Raw genomic sequence first — 21535 nt, forward strand, 5'->3', positions numbered from 1 at the left:
ACGCCAACCGGACAGGACACATGCCCACCATTGACCGCATCGACGGCTACGCCGACGAACTCACCGCCATCCGCCGCGACATCCACGCCCACCCCGAGATCGGCTTCGAGGAGGTCCGCACCTCCGGCATCGTCGCCGACAAGCTGAAGAGCTGGGGCATCGAGGTGCATCGCGGCCTCGGCGGCACCGGCGTGATCGGCGTCATCAAGGGCAAGGGCTCGGGCGGCAAGCGCATCGGCCTGCGTGCCGACATGGACGCGCTGCCGATGGAAGAGAACACCAATCTGAAATGGAGCTCGAAAATCCCCGGCCGCTTCCACGGCTGCGGCCACGACGGCCACACCACCATGCTGCTCGGCACCGCGCGCTATCTCGCCGAGACCCGGAATTTCGACGGCACCGTGCACCTGATCTTCCAGCCGGCCGAGGAAGGCCTCGGCGGCGCGCGCGCGATGATCAAGGACGGCCTGTTCGAGAAGTTTCCGTGCGACGAGCTCTACGGCCTGCACAACGCGCCCGATCTCAATCTCGGCGAGATCGCGATCCTGCCCGGTCCGGCGATGGCCAGCGCCGACTTCTTCGACCTCCGCATCACCGGCTATGGCGCGCATGGTGCGATGCCCGAGCGCTCCAAGGACGCGGTGATCATCGCGACCACGCTGGCGCAGGCGATCCAGACCATCGTCAGCCGCAACGTCGAGCCGCTGCAGGCTGCTGTCGTCTCGATCACCCAGATCCACGCGGGCTCCGCCTACAACGTCATTCCCGGCGACGCGCATCTTTGCGGCACCATCCGCACCTTCTCCAAGGAAGTCCGCACCCTGGTCAGCGAACGCATCCGCACGATCTGCGCCGGCATCGCGAGCGCCTATCAGTGCGTGATCGACGTCGACATCCGCGACACCTTCAACGTGCTGGTCAACCAGGTCGAGCAGTCCAAGGTGGTCGAGGACGTCGCCCGCACCATCATCGATCCCGCCAAGGTGATCACCCGCAGCCAGCCGAAGATGGGCAGCGAGGATTTCGCCGACATGCTGGAGACCATTCCCGGCGCCTATTTCTGGGTCGGTCATGACGGCTCGGTGCCCGTGCACAATCCCGGCTTCGTGCTCGACGACAAGATCCTGCCGATCGGCGCCAGCATGTTCGCCCGGATCATCGAAACGCGCATGCCGGTCGCTTAGCAATGCAGAAAAAGAGCGTCGAAGAGGCGGTCACCTCGCTGCACGACCTGTCCGCGGTCGATCTGATCGCGGGCTATCGGGCCAAGCAGTTCTCGCCGAGCGAGGTGCTGGAGGACGTGCTTGCGCATGTCGCCGCGTGGGAGCCGCACCTGAAGGCGCTCTATGCGTTCGATCCCGACAGCGCGCGCGAGGCCGCAGCCGCCTCAACCGCGCGCTGGTCAGGGGGCGAACCGTCAGGCCCGCTCGACGGCGTGCCCGTCACGGTGAAGGACAATATCGCGACCAAGGGCGTGCCGGTGCCGCTGGGGGCTGCGAGCGTCAAGCTCGTGCCGGCCGAGAAGGATGCCCCGCCCGCCGCGCGTCTGCGTGAGGCTGGTGCGATCATCTTCGCCAAGACCACCATGCCCGATTACGGCATGCTGTCATCGGGGCTCTCCTCGTTCCATGCGCTCGCGCGCAATCCCTGGGATCTCTCCAAAAACCCCGGCGGCTCCAGCGCGGGTGCAGGCGCTGCCGCGGCGGCCGGCTATGGGCCGCTGCATCTCGGCACCGATATCGGCGGCTCGGTGCGCCTGCCTGCGGGCTGGTGCGGTCTCGTCGGCCTGAAGCCCAGCTTCGGCCGCGTGCCGATCGATCCCACCTATGTCGGCCGCGTCGCCGGCCCCATGACCCGCACGGTCGACGATTGCGCGCTGATGATGAGCGTGATCGCAAAGCCCGACCGGCGCGACGGCATGAGCCTGCCGGCAGAGCCACTGAACTGGAAAGGGCTGGAAAAATCTCCGCGCAAATTGCGGATCGGCCTGATGCTCGATGCCGGCGTCGGCCTGCCGGCGGAAAGGCCGGTCCGCGACGTCGCGGTGAAAGCCGCAAAGGCGTTCGAATCCGCTGGCAGCGTCGTCACCGAAGTCGACGGCATCCTCACGCGCGAGATGCTCGATGGTCTCGACAATTTCTGGCGCGCCCGGATGTGGGACGATCTGTCGAAGTTGACGCCGGCCGAACAGGCAAAGGTGCTGCCCTATATCTTCAAGTGGGGCGCGTCCGGCGCGAAGCTGTCGGGCGTCGACGTCATCCGTGGCTTCAACCAGACCATGGCGATCCGGGCTGCGGCTTCAAAGCTGTTCTGCGAGCTCGACTATGTGATCTCGCCGACCGCGCCGAACGTGAACTATGCGGCGGACTGGGCCTCGCCCACCAACGATCCGATGCGACCGTTCGAGCACATCTGCTATACCGTGCCGTGGAATATGTCGGAGAACCCGGCCGTCTCCATCAATGGCGGCTTCGACGCCAACGGTTTTCCCATCGGTGTCCAGATCGTCGGTCGCCGCTTCGACGATATCGGCGTGCTCGGCATGGCCAAGGCGTTCGAGGGCCTGCGCGGGGCGCAGCAGCCCTGGCCGAAGCCGCCGGCGAAGTAAGACGCTCCGCCATCTCGGGAAGCGCGCCCTTTAGGCGCAAGCCCGGATGCCTTCGAACGGGCAGCATGCGAAGCCTCTTGCTTACCCTCCCCTGGAGGGGGAGGGTCGGTTCACATTGAGCGAAGCGAAATGTGAGACGGGGTGGGGTGACGGTCTCTCCGCGATGAGCGCTGCCCGTTTGGAGAGATCACCCCACCCCGCTCGCGCTACGCGCGATCGACCCTCCCCCTCCAGGGGAGGGTAAGAAAACTCAAGCCCTCTGCCATCTGCGCAGCGAAAAACTAAAGGAAGGAAACCATATGGCGTATGAGACGATCAAATACGAGGTCGCCGAGCAGATCCTCACCATCACGCTGAACCGGCCCGACAAGCTCAACGCCTTCAACGCGCAGATGCAGGCCGAGCTGATCGACGCGTTCGATGCCGCCGACAAGGACGACAATGTCCGCGCCATCATCGTCACCGGCGCCGGCCGCGGTTTTTGCGCGGGCGCGGACCTCTCGTCGGGCGCGGATACCTTTGATCGCGACGCGCGGCGCGGGCCGGTGAAGCGCTTTGCCGACGGCAAGGTCGATTACAGCGATCCGCAGGTGCGCGATGGCGGCGGCCAGGTCACCTTGCGCATCTTCAAGTGCCTGAAGCCGGTGATCGCCGCGGTGAACGGGCCAGCCGTCGGCATCGGCGTCACCATGCAGCTCGCCATGGACATCCGCATCGCCTCGGACGCGGCGCGCTTCGGCTTCGTGTTCTCCCAGCGCGGCATCGTGCCGGAGGCGGCCTCGAGCTGGTTCCTGCCGCGCATCGTCGGTATCTCGCAGGCGCTGGAATGGTGCTATTCGGGCCGAGTCTTCCCGGCGCAAGAGGCTCTCGCCGGCCGTCTCGTCAGCAAGGTCGTAGCGCCGGATGATCTGTTGCCGACCGCCCGCGCGCTCGCCAAGGAGTTCGCGGCCAAGACCGCGCCGGTGTCGGTGGCGCTGATCCGCCAGATGATGTGGCGCATGATGGGCGCGGACGATCCGATGGAAGCCCACAAGATCGACAGCCGCGGCATCTACGCCCGCGGCCGCTCCGAGGATGTGAAGGAAGGCGTGGTGTCGTTCCTGGAGAAGCGGCCGGCGCAGTTCAAGAACAAGGTGTCGAGCGATATGCCGGACTATTTCCCGTGGTGGACGGAGCGGGAATACAAGTAGCTTCGTAGGGCGGGTTAGCCGAAGGCGTAACCCGCCACTTCTCTCGCGGCAATCAAACGGCGGATTACGCTTCGCTAATCCGCCCTACGAACATAGCGGCACCGTCAATCCATCACCAGCGCCACGCGCCCGATCGCCTTGCGGTCGAGCAGCAACCGCATCGCCTTGGCGTAGTCCTCCAGCGGCAGGCGATGCGAAATGTTCGGGCGCAGCTTGCCCTCCTCCGCCCATTGCAGCAGCGCCTTCAGGCGCACTTCGCCAAGCGTCGGATTTTTCCGCACCGCCTCACCCGCACGCACGCCGAGCACGCTGGCGCCCTTGATCAGCAGCAAATTGGTCTTGGCCGAGCCGATGCCCCCCGTGAAACCGATCACCAGCAGCCGCGCGCCCCAGGCGATGCAGCGCATCGAGTTCTCGAACACCTCGCCGCCAACGGGATCGAACACCACGTCGGCGCCGCGGCCATCGGTGATGCGCTTGACGGCATCACGAAATGGTTCGCGGTCGTAGCGCACGAGATGATCGGCACCGCGCGATTTGGCAATGGCCAGCTTCTCGTCGCTGGACGCCGTCGCGATCACGGTCGCGCCCAGCATCTTGCCGATCTCGACAGCCGCAAGGCCGACGCCGCCGCCGGCGCCGTGCACCAGCAACACCTCGCCCGGCTCGACCCGGCCGCGATCGATCAGCGCGTGATAGGCGGTGCCGTGGCCGGCGAGATAGGTCGCACCTTCCGCATAGTCGAAGGTCGACGGCATCGGCGTGAGCTGCGCCGGCGTCACCACGGCCTCATCCGTGAAGGCGCCGTGACGCATCTTGACGATGACCTTATCGCCGACAGCGACGCCCTTCGCCTCCGCGCCGACTTCGGTCACGTCGCCGGCGGCTTCCATGCCGGGCGTGAACGGCAACTCGGGCTTGAGCTGATATTCGCCGGCCGCCATCAGCACGTCAGGGAAATTGAGGCCAGCGGCGCGGATCGCGACGCGGACCTCGCCCGGCTTCAGGGCACGCGAGGGAAACTCTTCCAGCAGCAAGCTCTCGGGCGCACCGAGCGCGCGGCAAACAACAGCCCGTACCATCAGGCCGCGCTCGCCTTGCTGCGCTTGAGCGCCTCACGGATCAGCGGCAAGCGATCATTGCCGAAATACATGTCGGTCTTGTTGACGAAGATCGTCGGCGAGCCGAAGCCGCCGCGGGCGACGACTTCCTCCGTGTTGGCTTTGAGCTGGTCCTTGATCGCCTGCTCCGAGATGCCCGCGAAGAACTTTTGCTCGTCGATGCCGGCCTTCTTGCAGATCTCGGCCAGCACCGCGTCCTGCGAGATGTCCTTGTCACCGCCCCAATAGGCCTCGAACACGCTCGTGGCGAACGGCACCATGTCCTTGCCCAACCAGATGCAGCCGCGCATCGCCTTGACGCTGTTCACCGGAAACACCGTCGGCGGCATCTTGATCGCAAGGTCAGCCGAGCGCGCCCAGTCGGCGAGGTCCTTCTTCATGTAACGCGCCTTCAACGGCACCGGCGTCTCCCGCTGCGCGTAGACGCTCGGGTTGACGGTGTTGAAGATGCCGCCGACCAGGATCGGCCGCCAGATGATCTCGGCGCCGAGCTCTTTTGCCAGCGGCTGGATGTTGTGGAAGGCGAGATAGGTCCAGGGGCTGGAACAGTCGAAGAAGAACTCGATCATGGTGTTTCCTTTGCTGACGGACCTCATCCTGAGGAGGCCGCATAGCGGCCGTCTCGAAGGATGGCCGCGGGTGACAACCGGGCCTTCATGGTTCGAGACGCGCCTGCGGCGCTCCTCACCATGAGGGGCACTACCTCTTTCCCAACACTTCCTTAGCCCGCTGGCCGAACATGATCTTGCGTGATTCCTCGTCGAACGGCTCTTTCACGAATTTTCCGATCGCGAGCCCCGCCTGTACCTGCGGCCTGGCCCGCACCTCGGCGTACCAGCGCTTGGCGTTTGGATAGTCGTCGAGCGTGAATCCCTGCGCCTTGTGGGTCATGGTCCAGGGGAAGCAGGCGATGTCGGCGATCGAATAGTCGCCGGCGACATAGGCGCCGGTCTTGGCGAGTTGGCGATCGAGCACACCATAGAGCCGCGCGGCCTCGTCGCGGTAGCGCTCGATCGCATAGGGAATCTTCTCCGCCGCATAGAGCGCAAAATGGCCGTGCTGACCGAGCATCGGCCCGAGCCCCGCCATCTGCCACATCACCCATTGGATGGTGGTGGAGCGACCGCGGAGATCACCGGGGAGAAAGCGGCCGGTCTTTTCCGCCAGATAGATCAGGATGGCACCGGTCTCGAACACCGAGAACGGCGCACCGCCATCGGCGGGATCATGATCGACAATCGCGGGAATGCGGTTGTTGGGCGAGATCGCCAGAAAGTCGGGACTGAACTGCTCGCCGGCGCGGATGTTGACGGGCTTCACCGTATAGGGAAGCCCGAGTTCCTCCAGCATGATCGAGATTTTCCAGCCGTTCGGCGTCGGCGCGTAGTGGAGGTCGATCATCACCTTCCCTGTCGTCGCCAATGGAATAGAGAGCGACTTTTGTTGTTCTGTACCTCGACGTTAAGACATGGCAGACAGAGGCGCAATCACAACCCGCCGGGAGGGACCCATGCTGTTTCCAACGACGATCGCCGGCTCCTTGCCGAAGCCGGAATGGCTCGCCGAACCCAACATGCTCTGGGCGCCCTGGAAGTCGCAAGGCGACGAGCTGCTCCGCGCCAAACGCGACGCCACGCTGATCTGGCTGAAGATCCAGGAGGACGCCGGCATCGATATCGTCACCGAGGGCGAGCAGGCCCGGCAGCATTTCGTGCACGGTTTCCTCGAGAAGATCGAAGGCATCGATTTCGCCCACAAGGTCGAGATGGGTATCCGGAAAGATCGCTACAAGGCAATGGTGCCGCAGGTCGTCGCGCCGCTGCGGCTGAAGGGGCGCGTCCACGACTTTGAGGCCCGCGTGGCGCGCACGCATACGAGGAAGAAGCTCAAGTTCACCCTGCCCGGCCCAATGACCATCATCGACACCATCTCCGACAGTTACTATGGCGATCGCGTCAAGATGGCCTTTGCCTTTGCCGAGCTGTTGAACGAGGAAGCCAAGGCGCTGCAGGCCGACGGCGTCGATCTCGTGCAGTTCGACGAGCCTGCTTTCAACGTCTACATGGACGAAGTCAACGACTGGGGCATCAAGGCGCTGGAGCGCGCCGCGCAGGGCCTCACCTGCACCACCGCCGTGCACATCTGCTACGGCTACGGCATCAAGGCTAATACCGACTGGAAGGAAACGCTCGGCGCGCAGTGGCGGCAATACGAGCAGATTTTTCCGGCGATCGATGCCAGCCCGATCCAGCAGGTCGCGATCGAGTGCCGTAATTCCAAGGTGCCGCTCGATCTGCTCGCGCTCTTGAAGACCAAGATCGTCCAGGCCGGAGTGATCGATGTCGCCAGTGACACGGTCGAGACTGCCGAGGACGTCGTCAAGGTGATCGACGCGGTGTCGAAATTCGTGCCCAAGAGCAACATCATCGCCACCACCAATTGCGGCATGGCGCCGATGCGGCGCGAGATCGCCGAAGCCAAGCTGATGGCGCTCGGCGCCGGCGCCGCGCTGGCGCGTGAGAAGCTCGGGTGATGGTGGTTGTTCGGACGGCACTCGCGGTCGCCGCACTGGCAGCGCTCATGCTGCCGGCGCAGGCGGAAGATCGCTCGGTGCTCATGAATTGCAAGGCGATGGTGGAGCGTGCGTCGAGGGATGCCAGTGCCGCGAGCGAAGCCGAGCTGACCCGCTGCCGCCAGGTGATCCGCGAATGGGCGCTGCGCGATGCGCGCACGACGGTGGATGAAGAGGGCAAGCCGCTGCGCTAGCCGCGTGCGGTCGGATGCAGCACGGGCTGGTAGCCCGCATTCATCGTGCGCAGCGTCGATGGCGGCGTCAGCAGCGTTGCTTCGGCGGGGTGACGCTCGACCGCGCCATAGCCCTCCGGCGACCACAGCAGCGCCCTGCCCTGCGTGACCAGATAGCTCTCGTCCCCCTGCTGCAGCATCGCGCCTTCGGGAAGCTGGTCGAGCGGCACCAGCAGCGCGTGCAGCCGCTTCCTGCCGTGATCGAGCCGCTCGTGGTGCAGCACAGTGTCGATGTCGTGCATGCGGACGTCGTGCACGCGGTTGCCCTTCTCCCACGCGGCGCGGAAGCGGTTGGCGTCGTCGCGACGGCAGTAGAAGCAGGGGCGATGGCCGGCGGCGAGCGCGGTCGCCTCATCCAGGAAGAACAGCTCCGTCCAGCTCCGCTGCGCCATCACCTCGCGGCGGCGGCCCCGGAATTCGCAGGTGCAGGTGAGCCAGGCCGGCGACGACCAGCGCTTCTTCAGCAGCGTCTTCGTCGCGGGATCGTGGATGATGCCGCGGTTGCCGGTGAACAGCCCACGATGCGGGGTGGCGATGATGTCGCCGGTGGGCGTGACGCGGTTTTGCAGGGGCATTATTTTGTCGCCGCTGTGACACGCATCTTCCAGAGATTCCAGACGCGATCGAGCACCTGAACGTTGACCGCATCGGCCTTCGTCGCTTCGACCGGGGTCAGATAGTTGACCTCGCCGCCGAGCGCGAGGGCCTGCGACTGCAGCCGTGCATCGACGTCGGTGTAATAGGCGCGGAACACCGCGAGCTTCACGGACGGACCGACCGTCGCATCGCCATGGCCGCGCATCAGCACCACCGATTTGTCTGCGAGCGCGAGCGCCAGCGACTTGCCGATCGCCGCGTTGCTGACGAGCATGTTGGTCTCGCCGAACTCCTTGCGTATCTCCCAGACCGGCGCCCCCGCGCCGAGGAAGGCCGCGTTGTGGAAGATGGGCCGCAAGCTCACCTGGCTGACCGTGAACGGGATCACGCCAGGCGAGTGCGTATGCACCACCGCCATCACGTCCGGCCGCGCCTTGTAGATCTCGCTGTGGATGAAGCGCTCGAGGAAGACGGTGCGGCCGTTGGCATCGACGGCGTTGCCGTCGAGATCGAACTCCATGACGTCGTCGGCGGTGACCAGCGCCGGCGCCAGCGAGCGCGACATCAGGAAGCGATCGGGATGGCCGGGATCACGCGCGCTGACATGGCCGAATGCGTCAACCACACCGAACTCGGCGAGAACGCGGCTGCCGACCACGATGTCGTCGATGACAGAAGCACGGTCCTGGCTGCGCGCCTCGGCCGTCAGGACCATCGCCGCGAGCGCGACGATGAAGCCACAAAATGCCAACCGCGCGCGTCCGGCCATGGCCATCAGCCTTTCGTGCTTACGCAGCACCGTCGCGGAGCGGCGGGTGGTAGGAGAGCGCGGTGTCCCAGGGGAAGAAGATCCAGGTGTCCTGCGAGACCTCCGTGATGAAGGTGTCGACCAGCGGACGCCCCTTTGGCTTGGCGTAAACTGTCGCGAAATGCGCATCGGGCAGCATCTCGCGCACCAGTTTGCCGGTCTTGCCGGTGTCGACGAGGTCGTCGACGATCAACAGCCCCTTGCCGGTGCCGCCGCCGAGCTTCATGGCTTGTTCGGAAATACCCTTGAGCACCTGCAGCTCGCCCTGCTTGTCGTGGTCGTAGCTGGCGATGCAGACCGTATCGATCACGCGCACGCCCAGCTCGCGCGCCACGATCGCGGCCGGCACCAGGCCGCCGCGGGTGATCGCGATCACCGCATGGAACGGACCGACCTCATTCAGCCGCCAGGTCAGCGCCCGGCAATCCCGGTGGAACTGATCCCACGACACCGGAAAGGGCCGGCCCGCCCGCTCCTGCGCGCTCAGTTCCGGTGCTTCACCAGCCATCATCGTCTCCTGCATTCGTCTGCCGGCAGCTCCATTTGCTACCGGGTGATGTTCAATCCCGCCAGCATTTCCTTCACCGCCGACATCGCGGATGCGAGCTTATCCGCATCGCGCGAGCGCACCACCAGATTGGTGTTCGGCTTTTGCTCCTCGTCCATGAAGGGATAGCTGCCGATGATGGTGTCGGGATGCGCGGCGGCGATCGCCCGCAGCGGGCTGCCGATGTCGCCTTCCCGCGCATTGGCGCGGACCGATTCGGACAGCATGCGGACGCCGGATTTCAGCTTGGGCGAGACGATGTCCATCATCGCCTGCATGATCGAGGGCACACCGGCCATCACGATGACATTGCCGATCTTGAAGCCGGGGGCGAGGATGGTCGCGCTCTGGATCAGCTCGGCGCCGTCGGGAATGCGGGCCATGCGCAGGCGGGCCTCGTTGAGGTCCTGTTCGCTCCAGCGCTCCTTGAAGCGGGCGACCACCTCCGGGTGATGGTCGATGCCGACGCCGAACGCCTTGGCGACGCTGTCAGCAGTGATGTCGTCATGGGTTGGCCCGATGCCGCCGGTGGTGAACACATAATTGTAGCGATGCCGCAGTGCATCCAAGGCGGCGATGATGTCGGGCTCGTCGTCGGAGACGACCCGGACTTCCTTCAGGTCGATGCCGATATTGGTCAGGTATTCGGCGATGAAGCCGATATTCTTGTCCTTGGTCCGGCCGGACAGGATTTCATCCCCGATGACCAGAATGCCCGCCGTGACGATCTCGCTCATGCCTTAAGTCCCTCACCTCTGGTCCCGACTTTGCCGAGGTAACGCGTTGAAGTCACGCGGTTTTGCTGCCGAAATAAGCAGTCATCAGCCATTTTTTCAGGCAGGTCACCGGTCATCCCCGGCAAATGCCCCTTCTCAATGCTTATAGCGCTGGCCCGCCCCTTGCTACCTCCTCAGAGTCATGCACTCTTGCCGCATGGCCAGGACGTTGCGGTCTTCATCAAGGCCTGACGACCTGTCCAATGGCGCAACGCCTAGCGGAGACAAGTCGGGATCTATGGCAGTCGCGTTTGACGAAATGAATATTCCAGGTGGGGACCTTCGTCCCGCCTATCAGGAGCTGGCACGCTGGCTCAAGGAGACGCCTCCAGAGGCGCTCGAATATCGCCGCCAGGAGGCCGAGCTCCTGTTCCGCCGCATCGGCATCACCTTTGCGGTCTATGGGGACTCCGAATCCACCGAGCGCCTGATCCCGTTCGACGTGATCCCGCGGATCATGTCCGGCAAGGAATGGACGCTGCTGGAGAGGGGCCTGAAGCAGCGCGTCAAGGCGCTGAACATGTTCCTGCGCGACATCTATCACGGCCGCGACATCCTCCGCGCCGAGATCGTGCCCGACGATCTGATCTTCCAGAACCCGGTCTTCCGCCCCGAGATGAACGGCCAGCAGGTGCCGCACGACGTTTACGTGCACATCGCCGGCATCGATATCATTCGGGTCGATGCCAACGACTTCATCGTGCTGGAGGACAATGCGCGCACGCCGTCGGGCGTGTCCTACATGCTGGAAAACCGCGAGATCATGATGCGGCTGTTTCCGGATCTGTTCGCCCGCCACAGGGTGGCGCCGGTCGAGCGCTATCCGGACGAACTGCTCTCCGCGCTGCGCTCGGTCGCACCGAACAGTGCCTCAGGTGAACCGACGGTCGCCCTCCTCACGCCCGGCGTCTACAACTCCGCCTATTACGAGCACTCCTTCCTTGCCGACAAGCTCGGCATCGAGCTGGTCGAGGGCCGCGACCTCATCGTCAAGAACAACGAAGTGTTCATGCGGACGACCGAGGGCGTGAAACGGGTCGACGTGATCTACCGCCGCGTCGACGACGATTTCCTCGATCCCCTCACCTTCCGTCCCGACTCCGCGCTCGGCGTGCCCGGGCTGATGTCGGCCTACGCGGCCGGCAACATCACGCTCGCCAATGCGGTCGGCACCGGCATCGCCGACGACAAGGCGATCTACTCCTACATGCCGGAGATCGTGAAATTCTACCTCGGCGAGGAGCCGATCCTGAAGAACGTGCAGACCTGGCGCTGCCGCGAGCCGAAGGATCTCGCTTACGTGCTCGACCATCTCGGCGATCTCGTCGTCAAGGAAGTGCACGGCTCCGGCGGTTACGGCATGCTGATCGGCCCCGCGGCGACGAAAGCAACGATCGAAGCTTTCCGCGAGAAGCTCAAACGCGAGCCGGAAGGCTTCATCGCCCAGCCGACGCTGGCGCTCTCGACCTGCCCGACCTGCACGGCAAGCGGCCTCGCGCCGCGCCATGTGGACCTGCGCCCCTTCGTGCTCACCGGCAGCAAGAGCACGACGATCGTGCCGGGCGGGCTGACACGTGTTGCGCTGAAGGAAGGTTCGCTCGTGGTGAATTCGAGCCAGGGCGGCGGCACCAAAGATACCTGGATTTTGGACGAGTAGAGATATGCTGTCGCGTACCGCCGAAAACCTCTACTGGCTCGCCCGCTATGTCGAACGGGCCGAATATCTCGCGCGCACCATTGATGCGACCTTGCGCGTCACCGCGCTTCCCGCCGCCTATATCGGCAAGACCAACGAGTGGGACTCCGCCCTGCTCACCGCCGGCGTCGCGGAAAGCTTCTATCAGACCCACGAGGAAGCCAACGAGCACAACGTCGTCGATTACCTGTCGTTCTCGGCCGACAACCCGTCCTCGATCAGGAACTGCATCGAGGCCGCGCGGCTGAATTCGCGCTCGGTGCGCACCGCGCTGACCAGCGAGATGTGGGACACCATCAACTCGGCCTGGATCGAGCTGCAGGCGGTCTGGAGCAAGGGCACCTCCACACGCGAGGACCTCGCGAAATTCCTGCGCTTTGTGCAGGAGACCTCGCTGCGCTTCGACGGCTCGGCATACCGCACCATGCTGCGCAACGACGCCTACTGGTTCTCGCGCCTCGGCCTGCATCTGGAGCGCGCCGACAACACCGCACGCATTCTCGACGTCAAGTATCACGTGCTGCTGCCCGAGGAGGAGCACGTCGGCGGTCCGCTCGACTTCTATCAGTGGAGCTCGATCCTGCGCTCGGTATCGGCGCTGACGGCCTATCACTGGGTCTACCGCGAGACGCTGAAACCGTGGCTGGTCGCGGATCTGCTCATCCTCAACGGCACGCTGCCGCGCTCGCTTGCGAGCTGCTACGACAATCTCACGCGCAACCTCGACCAGATCGGCGTCGCCTATGGCCGCCAGGGTCCGGCGCAACGCCACGCCCGCGGCATCCGCAACCGGCTGGAACACAGCAACATGAACGACATTTTCCAGCACGGCGTGCATGAATTCATTCAGGAATTCATCGCGGACAATTCCAGGCTGGGCGAAATCATCACGAAGCAGTATTTGATCTGATGTCCCCCGGCTGACGAAACGGGATATCGTCATGGCCGGGCTTGTCCCGGCCATCCACGTTCTTGCTGCCGCGCGGTGAGGAAGAGCGTGGATGCCCGGAACAAGCCCGGGCATGACGAGCTTCTTCGCGAAAGGCAGTCGGGCCTAACCACTAACTGCACGGTTCCCCATGCGCCTGCGAATCCAGCACACCACGACCTATCGCTACGAGCCGCAGGCGACGAGCGTGATCCAGATCCTGCGCATGACGCCGTGCAGCCATGACGGACAATATGTGGCGGAATGGCAGATCGACGTCTCGACCGACACCAAGCTCGACATCCATGAGGACGCCTTCGGCAACGTCACCCATGTCTTGTCCTGCGGACCCGTCGGCGACATCAAGATCACGGCCGAGGGCCTGATCGAGACCCACGATACCGGCGGCGTGCTGCGCGGCGCCGACGAGCGCTTTCCCGCCGACATGTTTCTGCGCACCACCGATCTCACGACCGTCAATCCTGCAATGGCAGCGGTCGCGCGCCAGTTGCGCAGCGAGGCCGAGAGCGACACGCTGGGCTTCCTGCACACGCTGATGAGCGAGATCAGCGACCACATGACCTTCGACGAAGACCCGACCAACAGCGGCACGTCGGCGGCCGAGGCGTTCACGCTCAAGCGCGGCGTCTGTCAGGACTATGCGCATATCTTCATCGCCTGCGCCCGCACCGGCGGCGTGCCGGCGCGCTTCGTCTCCGGACACTTCTTGCGCTCCGACGGCACCGTGCATCAGGACGCCGGCCATGCCTGGGCGGAAGCCTACGTTCCCAATCTCGGCTGGGTCGGTTTCGACCCTGCCAACAGCATCTGCACCACCGACGCCCATGTCCGCGTCGCCATCGGGCTCGATTATCTCGGCGCGGCACCGGTGCGCGGCACCCGCTATGGCGGCGGCGCTGAGACGTTGACGGTCGCGGTCAAGGTCGAGCAGGCCGGCCGCGGCGGCCAGTCGCAATCGCAGTCCCAGCGGCAGAGCTAGGCCCGGCAGCAAGGGTTACAGCCGTAATCGACGGCGACCGCGCTGAAACCGCATCGTAGCGCCGCCTCTTCAACCTCCGTTGCGATCCATCCCGCAACAGAGGTTGAGACAGATGCGGCTTCAAGAAAAAATCAGCAATTCCCTGGCACTGCGCGATCCCCACAAGGGCATGCTTCTGGGCATCGGCGAGTTGGCGCCCGAGATCACGGCACGCGCCGCCGAGATCGAAGCTGCGCGCCGTCTCCCGCCCGATCTGGTGGAACGGCTGAAATCGATCGGGCTGTTTCGGATGTTCGTGCCGCGGAGCCATGGCGGGCTGGAGCTCGATCTGCCGGCCGGGCTCGAGGTGATGAAGACGCTGACCCGTCTCGACGGCTCGATCGGCTGGATCGCGATCGTTGCCGGCGTCGGCGGCCTTTTCGCCGCCGCGTCGCGTCCTGAACTGTATCAGCAGATCTATCAGGACGGACCGGACGTGGCGATCTGCGGCTCGTCGCAGCCGGCAGGAACGGCGGAGCGCGTGGCCGACGGCTATCGCGTCAAGGGGCGCTGGCCGTTCGCCAGCAGTTGCACCCATGCCGACTGGATCGGCGGGTTTTGCGTTGTCACCGACCGCGGCAAGCCGGTCCCGGGCCCGCAGGGCAAGCCGTTGGTTCGTGCAATCATGCTGCCGGCGCGCGATTGGGAGATCGAGGACACCTGGCACGCAGCAGGGCTCAAGGGCACCGGCAGCCATCACATCACGCTGCGGGAGACGTCCGTTCCCGATACCCACGTCTTCGATGTCGATGCTGCCCCGCGCCTGTCGGGTCCGCTCTATCAGTCGTTGCGGCAATGGCTGCCGTTGCTGCACGGGACCTTCTCGGTGGGCCTGGCCGAGGGCACCGTCGATGATCTGCTCGCGCTGGCCCATACCGGGCGGCAGCAATTATACGCGGCCGTACCGATGCGGGAGTCCGAGATCTTCCAGTACGAGCTCGGCCGGATTTCCGCGGACCTGAAGGCGGCGCAGGCGTTTCACGAGGTGCAGGTCGCCAGCCATTGGCGGCGCGCGCTGTCGGGAACGCTGAACGATCCGGATCTCCTGGTCGAGGGAGCCCGATCCGCGGCCTGGCTCGCCACGACCTGCGTCGGCATTGCGGACGCCTGCTTTGCGCTGGCGGGAAGCAGCGCGGTCTATGACAGCTCGCCGCTGCAGCGGCGTCTGCGCGACCTTCACATCGGCGCGCAGCACGCTCACGCACAGCAGCGGCAATATATCGAGGTCGGCAGGCTGGCGTTGCGTCGCTCGGCCGAGCAGGCCTGTTGATCGCACCAGCCGTGCTACAATCGCAGGATCAACCCCGACCCTGCGAGGACCCCCATGGCGACCGTGAAGCTGCTTTCGGACGATGAACTCTCCAGCGAGGCGCGCGCCGTTTTCGACGACATCCGAAAAGTCCGACAATCGGATTTCGTCAACAATTTCTGGCGCGCGCTGGCGCATGATCCGAAGACGCTGCGGCGGACCTGGGAGAGCATCAAGGAGGTGATGGCGCCGGGCGCGCTCGATCCCAAGATCAAGGAGATGCTTTATGTCGCGGTCTCGATCGCGCATGGCTGCAGCTACTGCATCCATTCGCACACCGCGGCCGCCCGGGCCAAGGGCATGACCGAGGCCGAATATGGCGAGCTGCTTGCCATCGTCGGCATGGCTTCGGAAACCAACCGGCTGGTCACCGCGCTCGGCGTCCCCGTCGACCGGGCGTTTCTCGCCGATGCCGCTGACTGAGCTAGGCTTTTTGCCCCGTCGATGCATCCCATTGGGGGTTTCATGCGCCCCCGAAATTGGCTACTAGATTGGCGCCGGCAAAAGCGCTCGCGTTCGGGGACTGGAAATGACCTATTGTTGTGGAATCCTGGTTCGGGACGGGCTGGTCATGATCGCCGACACCCGTACCAACGCCGGCCTCGACAATGTCTCGACCTTCCGCAAGCTGCACATCTTTTCCAAGCCGGGCGACCGCATCATGGCGATCGCCAGCGCCGGCAATCTCGCCATCAGCCAGTCGGTGCTCTCCACCCTGACCGAGGGTCTCGAGGACCCGAACACGGGCGAGATCGAGACGCTGATGAACGCGCCGACCATGTTCCAGGCCGCCCAGCGCATCGGCCGGGCGATCCGGGCGGTGCACGCGACCGAAGGCCCGGCGCTGAAATCCGAGGACGTGTCGTTCGACGTTTCCTTCCTGTTCGGCGGCCAGATCAAGGGCGCACGGATGCGCCTGTTCATGGTCTACACGGCCGGCAATTTCATCGAATGCACCACCGACACGCCCTACCTGCAGATCGGCGAGCACAAATACGGCAAGCCGGTGCTCGACCGCGCCATGCATTACGACGTCGAGCTCTACGAGGCGCTGAAGACCGGCCTGATCTCGATGGACTCGACCATGCGCTCGAACCTCGGCGTCGGTCTTCCCATCGACGTGCTGGTGGTGCGCGCGGATGCCTGCGATGCCGATCTCAACCACCGCATCGAGGCAGGCGAGCCCTATTTCCACGACCTGCGCTCGCGCTGGTCGGCGGCGTTGCGCGCGGCGCATCAGAATATTCCGCGTCCGCCCTACAAGAACGAAAAAGAACCCAAAACCTGACAACTGAAGAAAAGGCAGGAAACGATGAGTGAAGCAAAAAAGATCGCAGTGGTGACGGGCGCCGGCACCGGTGTCGGACGCGCCGCGTCGCTGGCGCTGATGAACACCGGCTTCACCGTGGTGCTGGTCGGGCGCCGGCTCGACATGCTCGAGGAGACCGCCAAGCTCGGCCCCGCGGGCAAGAGCCTGTGCGTCACCGCCGACATGACCAAGCCCGACTCGATCGCCGCGCTGTTCGACAAGGTGAAGGCGACCTACGGCCGGCTCGACGTGCTGTTCAACAACGCCGGCATGGGCGCGCCCGCCGTCAACTTCGAGGACCTCAGCCTCGAGCAGTGGCAGGCGGTGGTGAACACCAACCTCACCGGCCCGTTCCTGTGCACCCAGCACGCCTTCCGCATCATGAAGGACCAGAGCCCGCGCGGCGGCCGCATCATCAACAACGGCTCGATCTCGGCGCATGCGCCGCGGCCGTTCTCGGCGGCCTACACCTCGACCAAGCACGCCATCACGGGCCTCACCAAGGCGTCCAATCTCGACGGCCGCATGTACGACATCGCGGTCGGCCAGGTCGACATCGGCAATGCCGCGACGCCGATGACCGACCGCATGGTCAACGGCCCCGGCGTGCTGCAGCCGGACGGCACCACCAAGCACGAGCCGCGCATGGATGCGAAAGCGGTCGGCGATGCGGTGGCCTACATGGCCGGCCTGCCGCTCGATGCCAACGTGCTGACCATGACGGTGATGGCCAGCAAGATGCCGTTCGTCGGACGCGGCTGAACCAAAACTACGAAAACAACCCCATGCACAGTAGGCGTCAAGAGGCGCCTGCTGCTGCCGGGCTTGCGGGGTGACGCGGCGTAAGTCCACGCGCTGCTTCAGCAATCGTCATTACGCGCGCAGACTTGCCGCTCTCGTGCCCCGGACGCAGCGCGGCATGCAATGACGCGCTGCTGAGCCGGGGCCCATGCCTCCGCGATCTCGCTCTCGGCCTTCTGGGTCCCGGCTCTGCGCAGCAACGCTCCGCGTTGCAGCGCGTCCGGGACACGAGCCCTACTCCAAACTCTCCACCTGCCGCAGGCTGGGGAACAGCTTCATCCACAGCAAGGCCACCGCAACCGTGCAGACGCCGCCGAGCACGGCGGCCGGCATGGCGCCGAACAGCGCCGCGGTCAGCCCGCTCTCGAACTGGCCGAGCTGGTTCGAGGCGTTGATGAACAGGAAATTGACCGCGCCGACGCGGCCGCGCATCTCGTCGGGGGTGGCGAGCTGCACCAGCGAGAAGCGGATCACGACGCTGATCGTGTCGGCAGCGCCGAGGATCGCGAGCGAAAACACCGACAGCCACATCCAGGACGACAGCGCGAACACGATCGTGGCCACCCCGAATACGATCACCGCCTGGAACATGCGCAGGCCGACATGCCGCGTGATGGCGTGGCGCGCCAGCACCATGGTCATCAGCAGCGCGCCGACGGCCGGCGCGGCACGCAGCACGCCGAGCCCGACCGGGCCGGTCTGCAAGATGTCGCGAGCATAGATCGGCAGCAGCGCGGTCACGCCGCCGAACAGCACCGCGAACAGGTCGAGCGAGATGGTGCCGAGGATCGCCGGATTACTGCGGATGAAGCGGACGCCCGCAAAGATATTGTCCGTGCTCTCGTCCCTGGCCACGGCCTGCGGACGCGGCTGGATGAAGCCGGTCAGGATCATCCCGAGAATCCAGAACAGCAGCATCACGGCGTAGGCCAGATGCGGCGCGATCGCATAGGCAAAGCCGCCGAGCGCCGGCCCGGTGATGGTCGCGACCTGGCCTGCGCCGCTCGCCACGGCGGTGGCTCGCTGCAGCGAGCCCTGCGGCGCGATCAGTGGAAGCAGGGCCGCCGTGGTCGGGCTCTCGAAGGCGCCGGCAATGCCGAGCACGAAGGTCGCGACGAAAATCTGCACTTCGCTGACCGAGCCGAGATAGGTAATGACGGCGAGATAGAGCGCGGTCGCGGCTTCCACCAGCTGGCAGAGCTGGACAACGCGCTTGCGCTCAAAACGGTCGGCGGCGTGGCCGGCGACGAAGACGAGCAGCGCGGTGGGCGCGAACTGTACGAGCCCGACCATGCCGAGGTCGAAGGCCGAGCCGGTGAGGTCGTAGATCTGCCAGCCGATCGCGACCGCCGCGATCTGGCTGGAAAAGCGTGACAGGCTGCGCGAGAGCAGGAAGAACAGGAAGGCGCGGTGGCGGAGGAGCTCTCCGGCGCTGACCGCCGGACGGGCTGCAACTGGCTGCTCTGGCATCGCCTCTTCGGTCACGCTCGGCTGGTCCGCCCCTGATATCGACGCGCCCCCGCGTGGCTGACGCGGGCCTGCTTGTCAACAGCGGGCGGCCCCCGGCGCCATCCGGCATTGCGTTTGCAACGCACGCACGGCCATAATCATTGGGGCTTTGGGGACATCATGCTGCGGCTGCAATCGACACTCGGCGTTTTCGCATTGCTGCTGATCGCGTTCGCGCTGGCGGAGAATCGCCGCGTCGTCTCGCTTCGGCAGGCGCTGATCGGCCTCGTCGTGACCTTCGCCACCGCGATCGTGTTGCTGAAGGTGCCGATCGTGGCGCACGCCTTCGGCGCCATCAATGACGCGGTCGGCGCCATCTCGGCGGCCTCGCGCGCGGGCTCCTCCTTCGTGTTCGGCTATGTCGGCGGCGGTCCCCTGCCCTTCGACCTGAAGGTACCGGGCGCCGATTTCATCCTGGCGTTCCAGGCGCTGCCGATCGTGCTCGTCATGAGCGTGCTGACGACGCTGCTGTTCTATTGGCGCGTGCTGCCGCCGATCGTGCGCGGCATGGCGTGGCTGCTCGAACGCACGCTCGGCGTCGGCGGCGCGGTCGGGCTCTCGACCGCCGCCAACATCTTCCTCGGCATGGTCGAGGCGCCGCTGTTCGTGCGGCCGTATCTGGCGCAGATGAGCCGCAGCGAATTGTTTCTGGTGATGACCGGCGGCATGGCCGGCATCGCCGGCACCGTGCTTGTGCTCTATGCGACGCTCCTTGCTCCTCTTATTCCCGATGCGGCCGCGCATTTCGTCATCGCCTCGGTGCTGGGGGCGCCGGCCGCGATCCTGGTCAGCCTGATCATGGTGCCCGAGACATCAGACAAGCGCACCGGCGGCGCGCTGGAAGATCCGGAGATGGAAGTCTCCGGCACCATGGATGCGATCGTGAAGGGCACGACCGCGGGGATCGAGCTATTGATCAACATCGTCGCAATGCTGCTGGTGCTGGTGGCGCTGGTCTACCTCGTCAACGCCATGCTCGGCCTGCTGCCCAACATCGGCGGCGCCGCAATCTCATTGCAGCGCCTGCTCGGTCTCGTGATGGCGCCGGTGTGCTGGCTGATGGGTTTGCCCTGGGATCAGGCGGTGACAGCCGGCAGCCTGATGGGCACCAAGACTGTGCTCAACGAGCTGATCGCCTATGTCGATTTCTCAAAACTGCCGCCGGGTACGCTCGATCCGCGCTCGCGCCTGATCATGCTCTACGCGATGTGCGGCTTCGCCAACTTCGCCAGCCTCGGCATCATGATCGGCGGCCTGGGGGTGATGGCGCCGGAGCGGCGCGACGAGATCAATGCGCTGGGGCTGAAGTCGATCGTGTCGGGCACGCTGACGACGTGCTTGATGGGCGCGATCGTAGGGGTGTTGAGTTAGCAACAGGCCCGCAGCCCGTCACTTCAGCGGATGCCCTAAGCCAAAGCTCCAGCCACGGCGCGAAATGCCGTGACCGCGCGCTCAATATCCGCATCCTCGATATGGCGATGGGTCACGCAGCGCAATCGCTGCTTGCCCCAGGGCCTCGCCTTCACGCCCATCCCCTCCAGAGCCTCCGACCACGCGGCGCTGTCGCGCCCGGAGCGAGAGACATCGACCTGCACGATATTCGTTTGCGGGATTGTCGCGCTGATCCTCGGATGCATCCCGTTCAGCGCATCGCTCAGGGCGCGCGCACGCCGATGGTCCTCCACCAGACGCGCACCCATGACCTGAACGGCCTCCAGGCCGGCGGCTGCCAGGATGCCGATCTGGCGCTGCGTACCTCCCAGCATGCGGCGAAATCTGCGGCTCCGGTCGATCGCCGCGCCCGGCCCTGCGAGCACGGCACCAGCCGGCGCGCTCAGGCCCTTCGATAGGCACAGCGAGACCGTGTCGCAATGCCGCGCAACCTCGGCCGGCGCCGTTTCGAGCGCGACCGCGGCGTTGAAGAGCCGCGCACCGTCGAGATGCACCGGGACGCCACGCGCCGAAGCCATGGCGTGCACCGCCTGCATGTGCTCCAGCGGCAGCACGGCGCCACTTGCATTGTTGTGCGAGGTTTCCATCGCGACAAGGGCGGTCCTGAGCTTGTGCCCGTCGCTCTGTAGGGCGTCCTCCAGCAAGTTCAGGTCCATCGCGCCGTCGGTACCGGCAACAGCGAGGTAGAACTGTCCCGTGAATGTCGCCGCTCCTCGCTCGGACGTGTACATATGGGCTCGCGATTCCAGCACGATCTGTTCGCTGCGCTGCGACTGCGCCAGCGTCGCCAGCAGATTGGCCATGGTGCAGCTTGGCACAAACAGGCCGGCCTCCTTGCCCAATGCGGCAGCCGCGACGGCCTCCAACTCCCGTACCGTGGGGTCACCGTCCAGCCCGTCATCGCCGATCGGCGCCGAGGCCATGCGGGCATACATAGCCTCGGTCGGCTTGGTGACCGTATCGCTGCGCAGGTCGATGGGCGGCGCCCCGGCGCCCGCCGCGTTCGTCACATGTTGATCTGCCATTGCGGGACCTCTAGA

At 65.3% G+C, this 21535-nt stretch carries 22 protein-coding genes; 13 read left to right on the top strand and 9 right to left on the bottom strand.

Annotated features, from left to right (window positions below):
* Nucleotides 1-20 precede the first annotated feature (20 nt).
* From NLM32_RS30145 to NLM32_RS30155, 3 genes are all read left to right on the top strand, one after another.
* Nucleotides 21-1184, top strand: a complete 1164-nt coding sequence (locus NLM32_RS30145; RefSeq protein WP_254132389.1) for a M20 aminoacylase family protein — start codon at nt 21-23, stop codon at nt 1182-1184.
* A gap of 2 nt (nt 1185-1186) precedes the next feature.
* Complete coding sequence (locus tag NLM32_RS30150; RefSeq protein ID WP_254132390.1) at nt 1187-2608, top strand: amidase; 1422 nt, start codon at nt 1187-1189, stop codon at nt 2606-2608.
* A gap of 299 nt (nt 2609-2907) precedes the next feature.
* A complete protein-coding gene (locus tag NLM32_RS30155; protein ID WP_254132391.1) occupies nt 2908-3798 on the top strand; it encodes a crotonase/enoyl-CoA hydratase family protein in 891 nt (296 codons plus the stop codon).
* A gap of 104 nt (nt 3799-3902) precedes the next feature.
* On the opposite strand, the gene NLM32_RS30160 is transcribed toward NLM32_RS30155, so the two are convergent.
* From NLM32_RS30160 to NLM32_RS30170, 3 genes are all read right to left on the bottom strand, one after another.
* A complete protein-coding gene (locus NLM32_RS30160) occupies nt 3903-4880 on the bottom strand; it encodes an NADPH:quinone oxidoreductase family protein (RefSeq protein WP_254132392.1) in 978 nt (325 codons plus the stop codon).
* A complete protein-coding gene (locus tag NLM32_RS30165; RefSeq protein WP_254132393.1) occupies nt 4880-5488 on the bottom strand; it encodes a 2-hydroxychromene-2-carboxylate isomerase in 609 nt (202 codons plus the stop codon). Before NLM32_RS30165 ends, NLM32_RS30160 begins: the two co-directional genes overlap by 1 nt.
* Before the next feature lie 130 nt (nt 5489-5618).
* The gene (locus NLM32_RS30170; RefSeq protein ID WP_254132394.1) at nt 5619-6320 is read right to left on the bottom strand and encodes a glutathione S-transferase N-terminal domain-containing protein; all 702 of its coding nucleotides are present in this window, start codon (nt 6318-6320) and stop codon (nt 5619-5621) included.
* Nucleotides 6321-6429: 109 nt separating this feature from the next.
* On the opposite strand from NLM32_RS30170, the gene NLM32_RS30175 reads away from it, so the two are divergent.
* Entirely contained in the window at nt 6430-7452 is a 1023-nt protein-coding gene (locus NLM32_RS30175; RefSeq protein ID WP_254132395.1) for a methionine synthase, read from the top strand.
* On the top strand, nt 7452-7685 hold the full coding sequence (locus NLM32_RS30180) for a hypothetical protein (RefSeq protein ID WP_254132396.1): 234 nt from the start codon (nt 7452-7454) through the stop codon (nt 7683-7685). Before NLM32_RS30175 ends, NLM32_RS30180 begins: the two co-directional genes overlap by 1 nt.
* Here NLM32_RS30180 and NLM32_RS30185 read toward each other — a convergent pair.
* From NLM32_RS30185 to NLM32_RS30200, 4 genes are read right to left on the bottom strand one after another with little or no spacing between them, the layout of a single operon-like run.
* Entirely contained in the window at nt 7682-8299 is a 618-nt protein-coding gene (locus tag NLM32_RS30185; RefSeq protein WP_254132397.1) for a hypothetical protein, read from the bottom strand. The two genes, NLM32_RS30180 and NLM32_RS30185, sit on opposite strands and share 4 nt — an antisense overlap.
* The gene (locus NLM32_RS30190) at nt 8299-9096 is read right to left on the bottom strand and encodes a class II aldolase/adducin family protein (RefSeq protein ID WP_254132398.1); all 798 of its coding nucleotides are present in this window, start codon (nt 9094-9096) and stop codon (nt 8299-8301) included. Before NLM32_RS30190 ends, NLM32_RS30185 begins: the two co-directional genes overlap by 1 nt.
* Nucleotides 9097-9109: 13 nt before the next feature.
* The gene (gpt, locus tag NLM32_RS30195) at nt 9110-9637 is read right to left on the bottom strand and encodes a xanthine phosphoribosyltransferase (protein WP_194482023.1); all 528 of its coding nucleotides are present in this window, start codon (nt 9635-9637) and stop codon (nt 9110-9112) included.
* 38 nt (nt 9638-9675) lie between these two features.
* Nucleotides 9676-10413 (bottom strand): molybdopterin-binding protein, encoded by a 738-nt coding sequence (locus NLM32_RS30200; protein WP_254132399.1) that lies wholly within the window; start codon nt 10411-10413, stop codon nt 9676-9678.
* Nucleotides 10414-10690: 277 nt separating this feature from the next.
* Here NLM32_RS30200 and NLM32_RS30205 point away from each other — a divergent pair, with 277 nt between their 5' ends.
* From NLM32_RS30205 to NLM32_RS30235, 7 genes are all read left to right on the top strand, one after another.
* Nucleotides 10691-12109 carry a circularly permuted type 2 ATP-grasp protein gene (locus NLM32_RS30205; protein ID WP_254132400.1) on the top strand — a complete coding sequence of 473 codons (1419 nt, stop codon included), beginning with the start codon at nt 10691-10693 and terminating at the stop codon, nt 12107-12109.
* 4 nt (nt 12110-12113) lie between these two features.
* Nucleotides 12114-13058 carry an alpha-E domain-containing protein gene (locus tag NLM32_RS30210; protein WP_234679117.1) on the top strand — a complete coding sequence of 315 codons (945 nt, stop codon included), beginning with the start codon at nt 12114-12116 and terminating at the stop codon, nt 13056-13058.
* 169 nt (nt 13059-13227) lie between these two features.
* The gene (locus NLM32_RS30215) at nt 13228-14076 is read left to right on the top strand and encodes a transglutaminase family protein (RefSeq protein WP_254132401.1); all 849 of its coding nucleotides are present in this window, start codon (nt 13228-13230) and stop codon (nt 14074-14076) included.
* A 112-nt stretch (nt 14077-14188) separates the two neighbouring features.
* Nucleotides 14189-15385 carry an acyl-CoA dehydrogenase family protein gene (locus NLM32_RS30220; protein WP_254132402.1) on the top strand — a complete coding sequence of 399 codons (1197 nt, stop codon included), beginning with the start codon at nt 14189-14191 and terminating at the stop codon, nt 15383-15385.
* A 54-nt stretch (nt 15386-15439) separates the two neighbouring features.
* Nucleotides 15440-15847 (top strand): carboxymuconolactone decarboxylase family protein, encoded by a 408-nt coding sequence (locus tag NLM32_RS30225; RefSeq protein WP_254132403.1) that lies wholly within the window; start codon nt 15440-15442, stop codon nt 15845-15847.
* A gap of 106 nt (nt 15848-15953) precedes the next feature.
* A complete protein-coding gene (locus NLM32_RS30230; RefSeq protein WP_011088363.1) occupies nt 15954-16712 on the top strand; it encodes a proteasome-type protease in 759 nt (252 codons plus the stop codon).
* Between the two features lie 24 nt (nt 16713-16736).
* A complete protein-coding gene (locus NLM32_RS30235; protein ID WP_254132404.1) occupies nt 16737-17495 on the top strand; it encodes an SDR family oxidoreductase in 759 nt (252 codons plus the stop codon).
* Nucleotides 17496-17768: 273 nt separating this feature from the next.
* On the opposite strand, the gene NLM32_RS30240 is transcribed toward NLM32_RS30235, so the two are convergent.
* Entirely contained in the window at nt 17769-19004 is a 1236-nt protein-coding gene (locus NLM32_RS30240) for an MFS transporter (RefSeq protein ID WP_254132405.1), read from the bottom strand.
* A 159-nt stretch (nt 19005-19163) separates the two neighbouring features.
* On the opposite strand from NLM32_RS30240, the gene NLM32_RS30245 reads away from it, so the two are divergent.
* Nucleotides 19164-20414, top strand: a complete 1251-nt coding sequence (locus NLM32_RS30245) for a NupC/NupG family nucleoside CNT transporter (RefSeq protein ID WP_254132406.1) — start codon at nt 19164-19166, stop codon at nt 20412-20414.
* Nucleotides 20415-20449: 35 nt separating this feature from the next.
* Here the strand turns inward: NLM32_RS30245 and NLM32_RS30250 are convergent, their stop codons facing one another.
* Nucleotides 20450-21520, bottom strand: a complete 1071-nt coding sequence (locus tag NLM32_RS30250) for a low specificity L-threonine aldolase (RefSeq protein WP_254132407.1) — start codon at nt 21518-21520, stop codon at nt 20450-20452.
* Nucleotides 21521-21535: the final 15 nt, after the last annotated feature.

It is taken from the genome of Bradyrhizobium sp. CCGUVB14, from assembly GCF_024199935.1.
Taxonomy (GTDB): Bacteria; Pseudomonadota; Alphaproteobacteria; order Rhizobiales; family Xanthobacteraceae; genus Bradyrhizobium.

What these genes read in the sequence shown, in the direction of transcription:
- NLM32_RS30145 (WP_254132389.1), top strand. Translation starts at nt 21, where the DNA reads ATGCCCACCATTGACCGCATCGACGGCTACGCCGACGAACTCACCGCC.
- NLM32_RS30150 (WP_254132390.1), top strand. Translation starts at nt 1,187, where the DNA reads ATGCAGAAAAAGAGCGTCGAAGAGGCGGTCACCTCGCTGCACGACCTG.
- NLM32_RS30155 (WP_254132391.1), top strand. Translation starts at nt 2,908, where the DNA reads ATGGCGTATGAGACGATCAAATACGAGGTCGCCGAGCAGATCCTCACC.
- NLM32_RS30160 (WP_254132392.1), bottom strand. Translation starts at nt 4,880, where the DNA reads ATGGTACGGGCTGTTGTTTGCCGCGCGCTCGGTGCGCCCGAGAGCTTG.
- NLM32_RS30165 (WP_254132393.1), bottom strand. Translation starts at nt 5,488, where the DNA reads ATGATCGAGTTCTTCTTCGACTGTTCCAGCCCCTGGACCTATCTCGCC.
- NLM32_RS30170 (WP_254132394.1), bottom strand. Translation starts at nt 6,320, where the DNA reads ATGATCGACCTCCACTACGCGCCGACGCCGAACGGCTGGAAAATCTCG.
- NLM32_RS30175 (WP_254132395.1), top strand. Translation starts at nt 6,430, where the DNA reads ATGCTGTTTCCAACGACGATCGCCGGCTCCTTGCCGAAGCCGGAATGG.
- NLM32_RS30180 (WP_254132396.1), top strand. Translation starts at nt 7,452, where the DNA reads ATGGTGGTTGTTCGGACGGCACTCGCGGTCGCCGCACTGGCAGCGCTC.
- NLM32_RS30185 (WP_254132397.1), bottom strand. Translation starts at nt 8,299, where the DNA reads ATGCCCCTGCAAAACCGCGTCACGCCCACCGGCGACATCATCGCCACC.
- NLM32_RS30190 (WP_254132398.1), bottom strand. Translation starts at nt 9,096, where the DNA reads ATGGCCATGGCCGGACGCGCGCGGTTGGCATTTTGTGGCTTCATCGTC.
- gpt (WP_194482023.1), bottom strand. Translation starts at nt 9,637, where the DNA reads ATGGCTGGTGAAGCACCGGAACTGAGCGCGCAGGAGCGGGCGGGCCGG.
- NLM32_RS30200 (WP_254132399.1), bottom strand. Translation starts at nt 10,413, where the DNA reads ATGAGCGAGATCGTCACGGCGGGCATTCTGGTCATCGGGGATGAAATC.
- NLM32_RS30205 (WP_254132400.1), top strand. Translation starts at nt 10,691, where the DNA reads ATGGCAGTCGCGTTTGACGAAATGAATATTCCAGGTGGGGACCTTCGT.
- NLM32_RS30210 (WP_234679117.1), top strand. Translation starts at nt 12,114, where the DNA reads ATGCTGTCGCGTACCGCCGAAAACCTCTACTGGCTCGCCCGCTATGTC.
- NLM32_RS30215 (WP_254132401.1), top strand. Translation starts at nt 13,228, where the DNA reads ATGCGCCTGCGAATCCAGCACACCACGACCTATCGCTACGAGCCGCAG.
- NLM32_RS30220 (WP_254132402.1), top strand. Translation starts at nt 14,189, where the DNA reads ATGCGGCTTCAAGAAAAAATCAGCAATTCCCTGGCACTGCGCGATCCC.
- NLM32_RS30225 (WP_254132403.1), top strand. Translation starts at nt 15,440, where the DNA reads ATGGCGACCGTGAAGCTGCTTTCGGACGATGAACTCTCCAGCGAGGCG.
- NLM32_RS30230 (WP_011088363.1), top strand. Translation starts at nt 15,954, where the DNA reads ATGACCTATTGTTGTGGAATCCTGGTTCGGGACGGGCTGGTCATGATC.
- NLM32_RS30235 (WP_254132404.1), top strand. Translation starts at nt 16,737, where the DNA reads ATGAGTGAAGCAAAAAAGATCGCAGTGGTGACGGGCGCCGGCACCGGT.
- NLM32_RS30240 (WP_254132405.1), bottom strand. Translation starts at nt 19,004, where the DNA reads ATGCCAGAGCAGCCAGTTGCAGCCCGTCCGGCGGTCAGCGCCGGAGAG.
- NLM32_RS30245 (WP_254132406.1), top strand. Translation starts at nt 19,164, where the DNA reads ATGCTGCGGCTGCAATCGACACTCGGCGTTTTCGCATTGCTGCTGATC.
- NLM32_RS30250 (WP_254132407.1), bottom strand. Translation starts at nt 21,520, where the DNA reads ATGGCAGATCAACATGTGACGAACGCGGCGGGCGCCGGGGCGCCGCCC.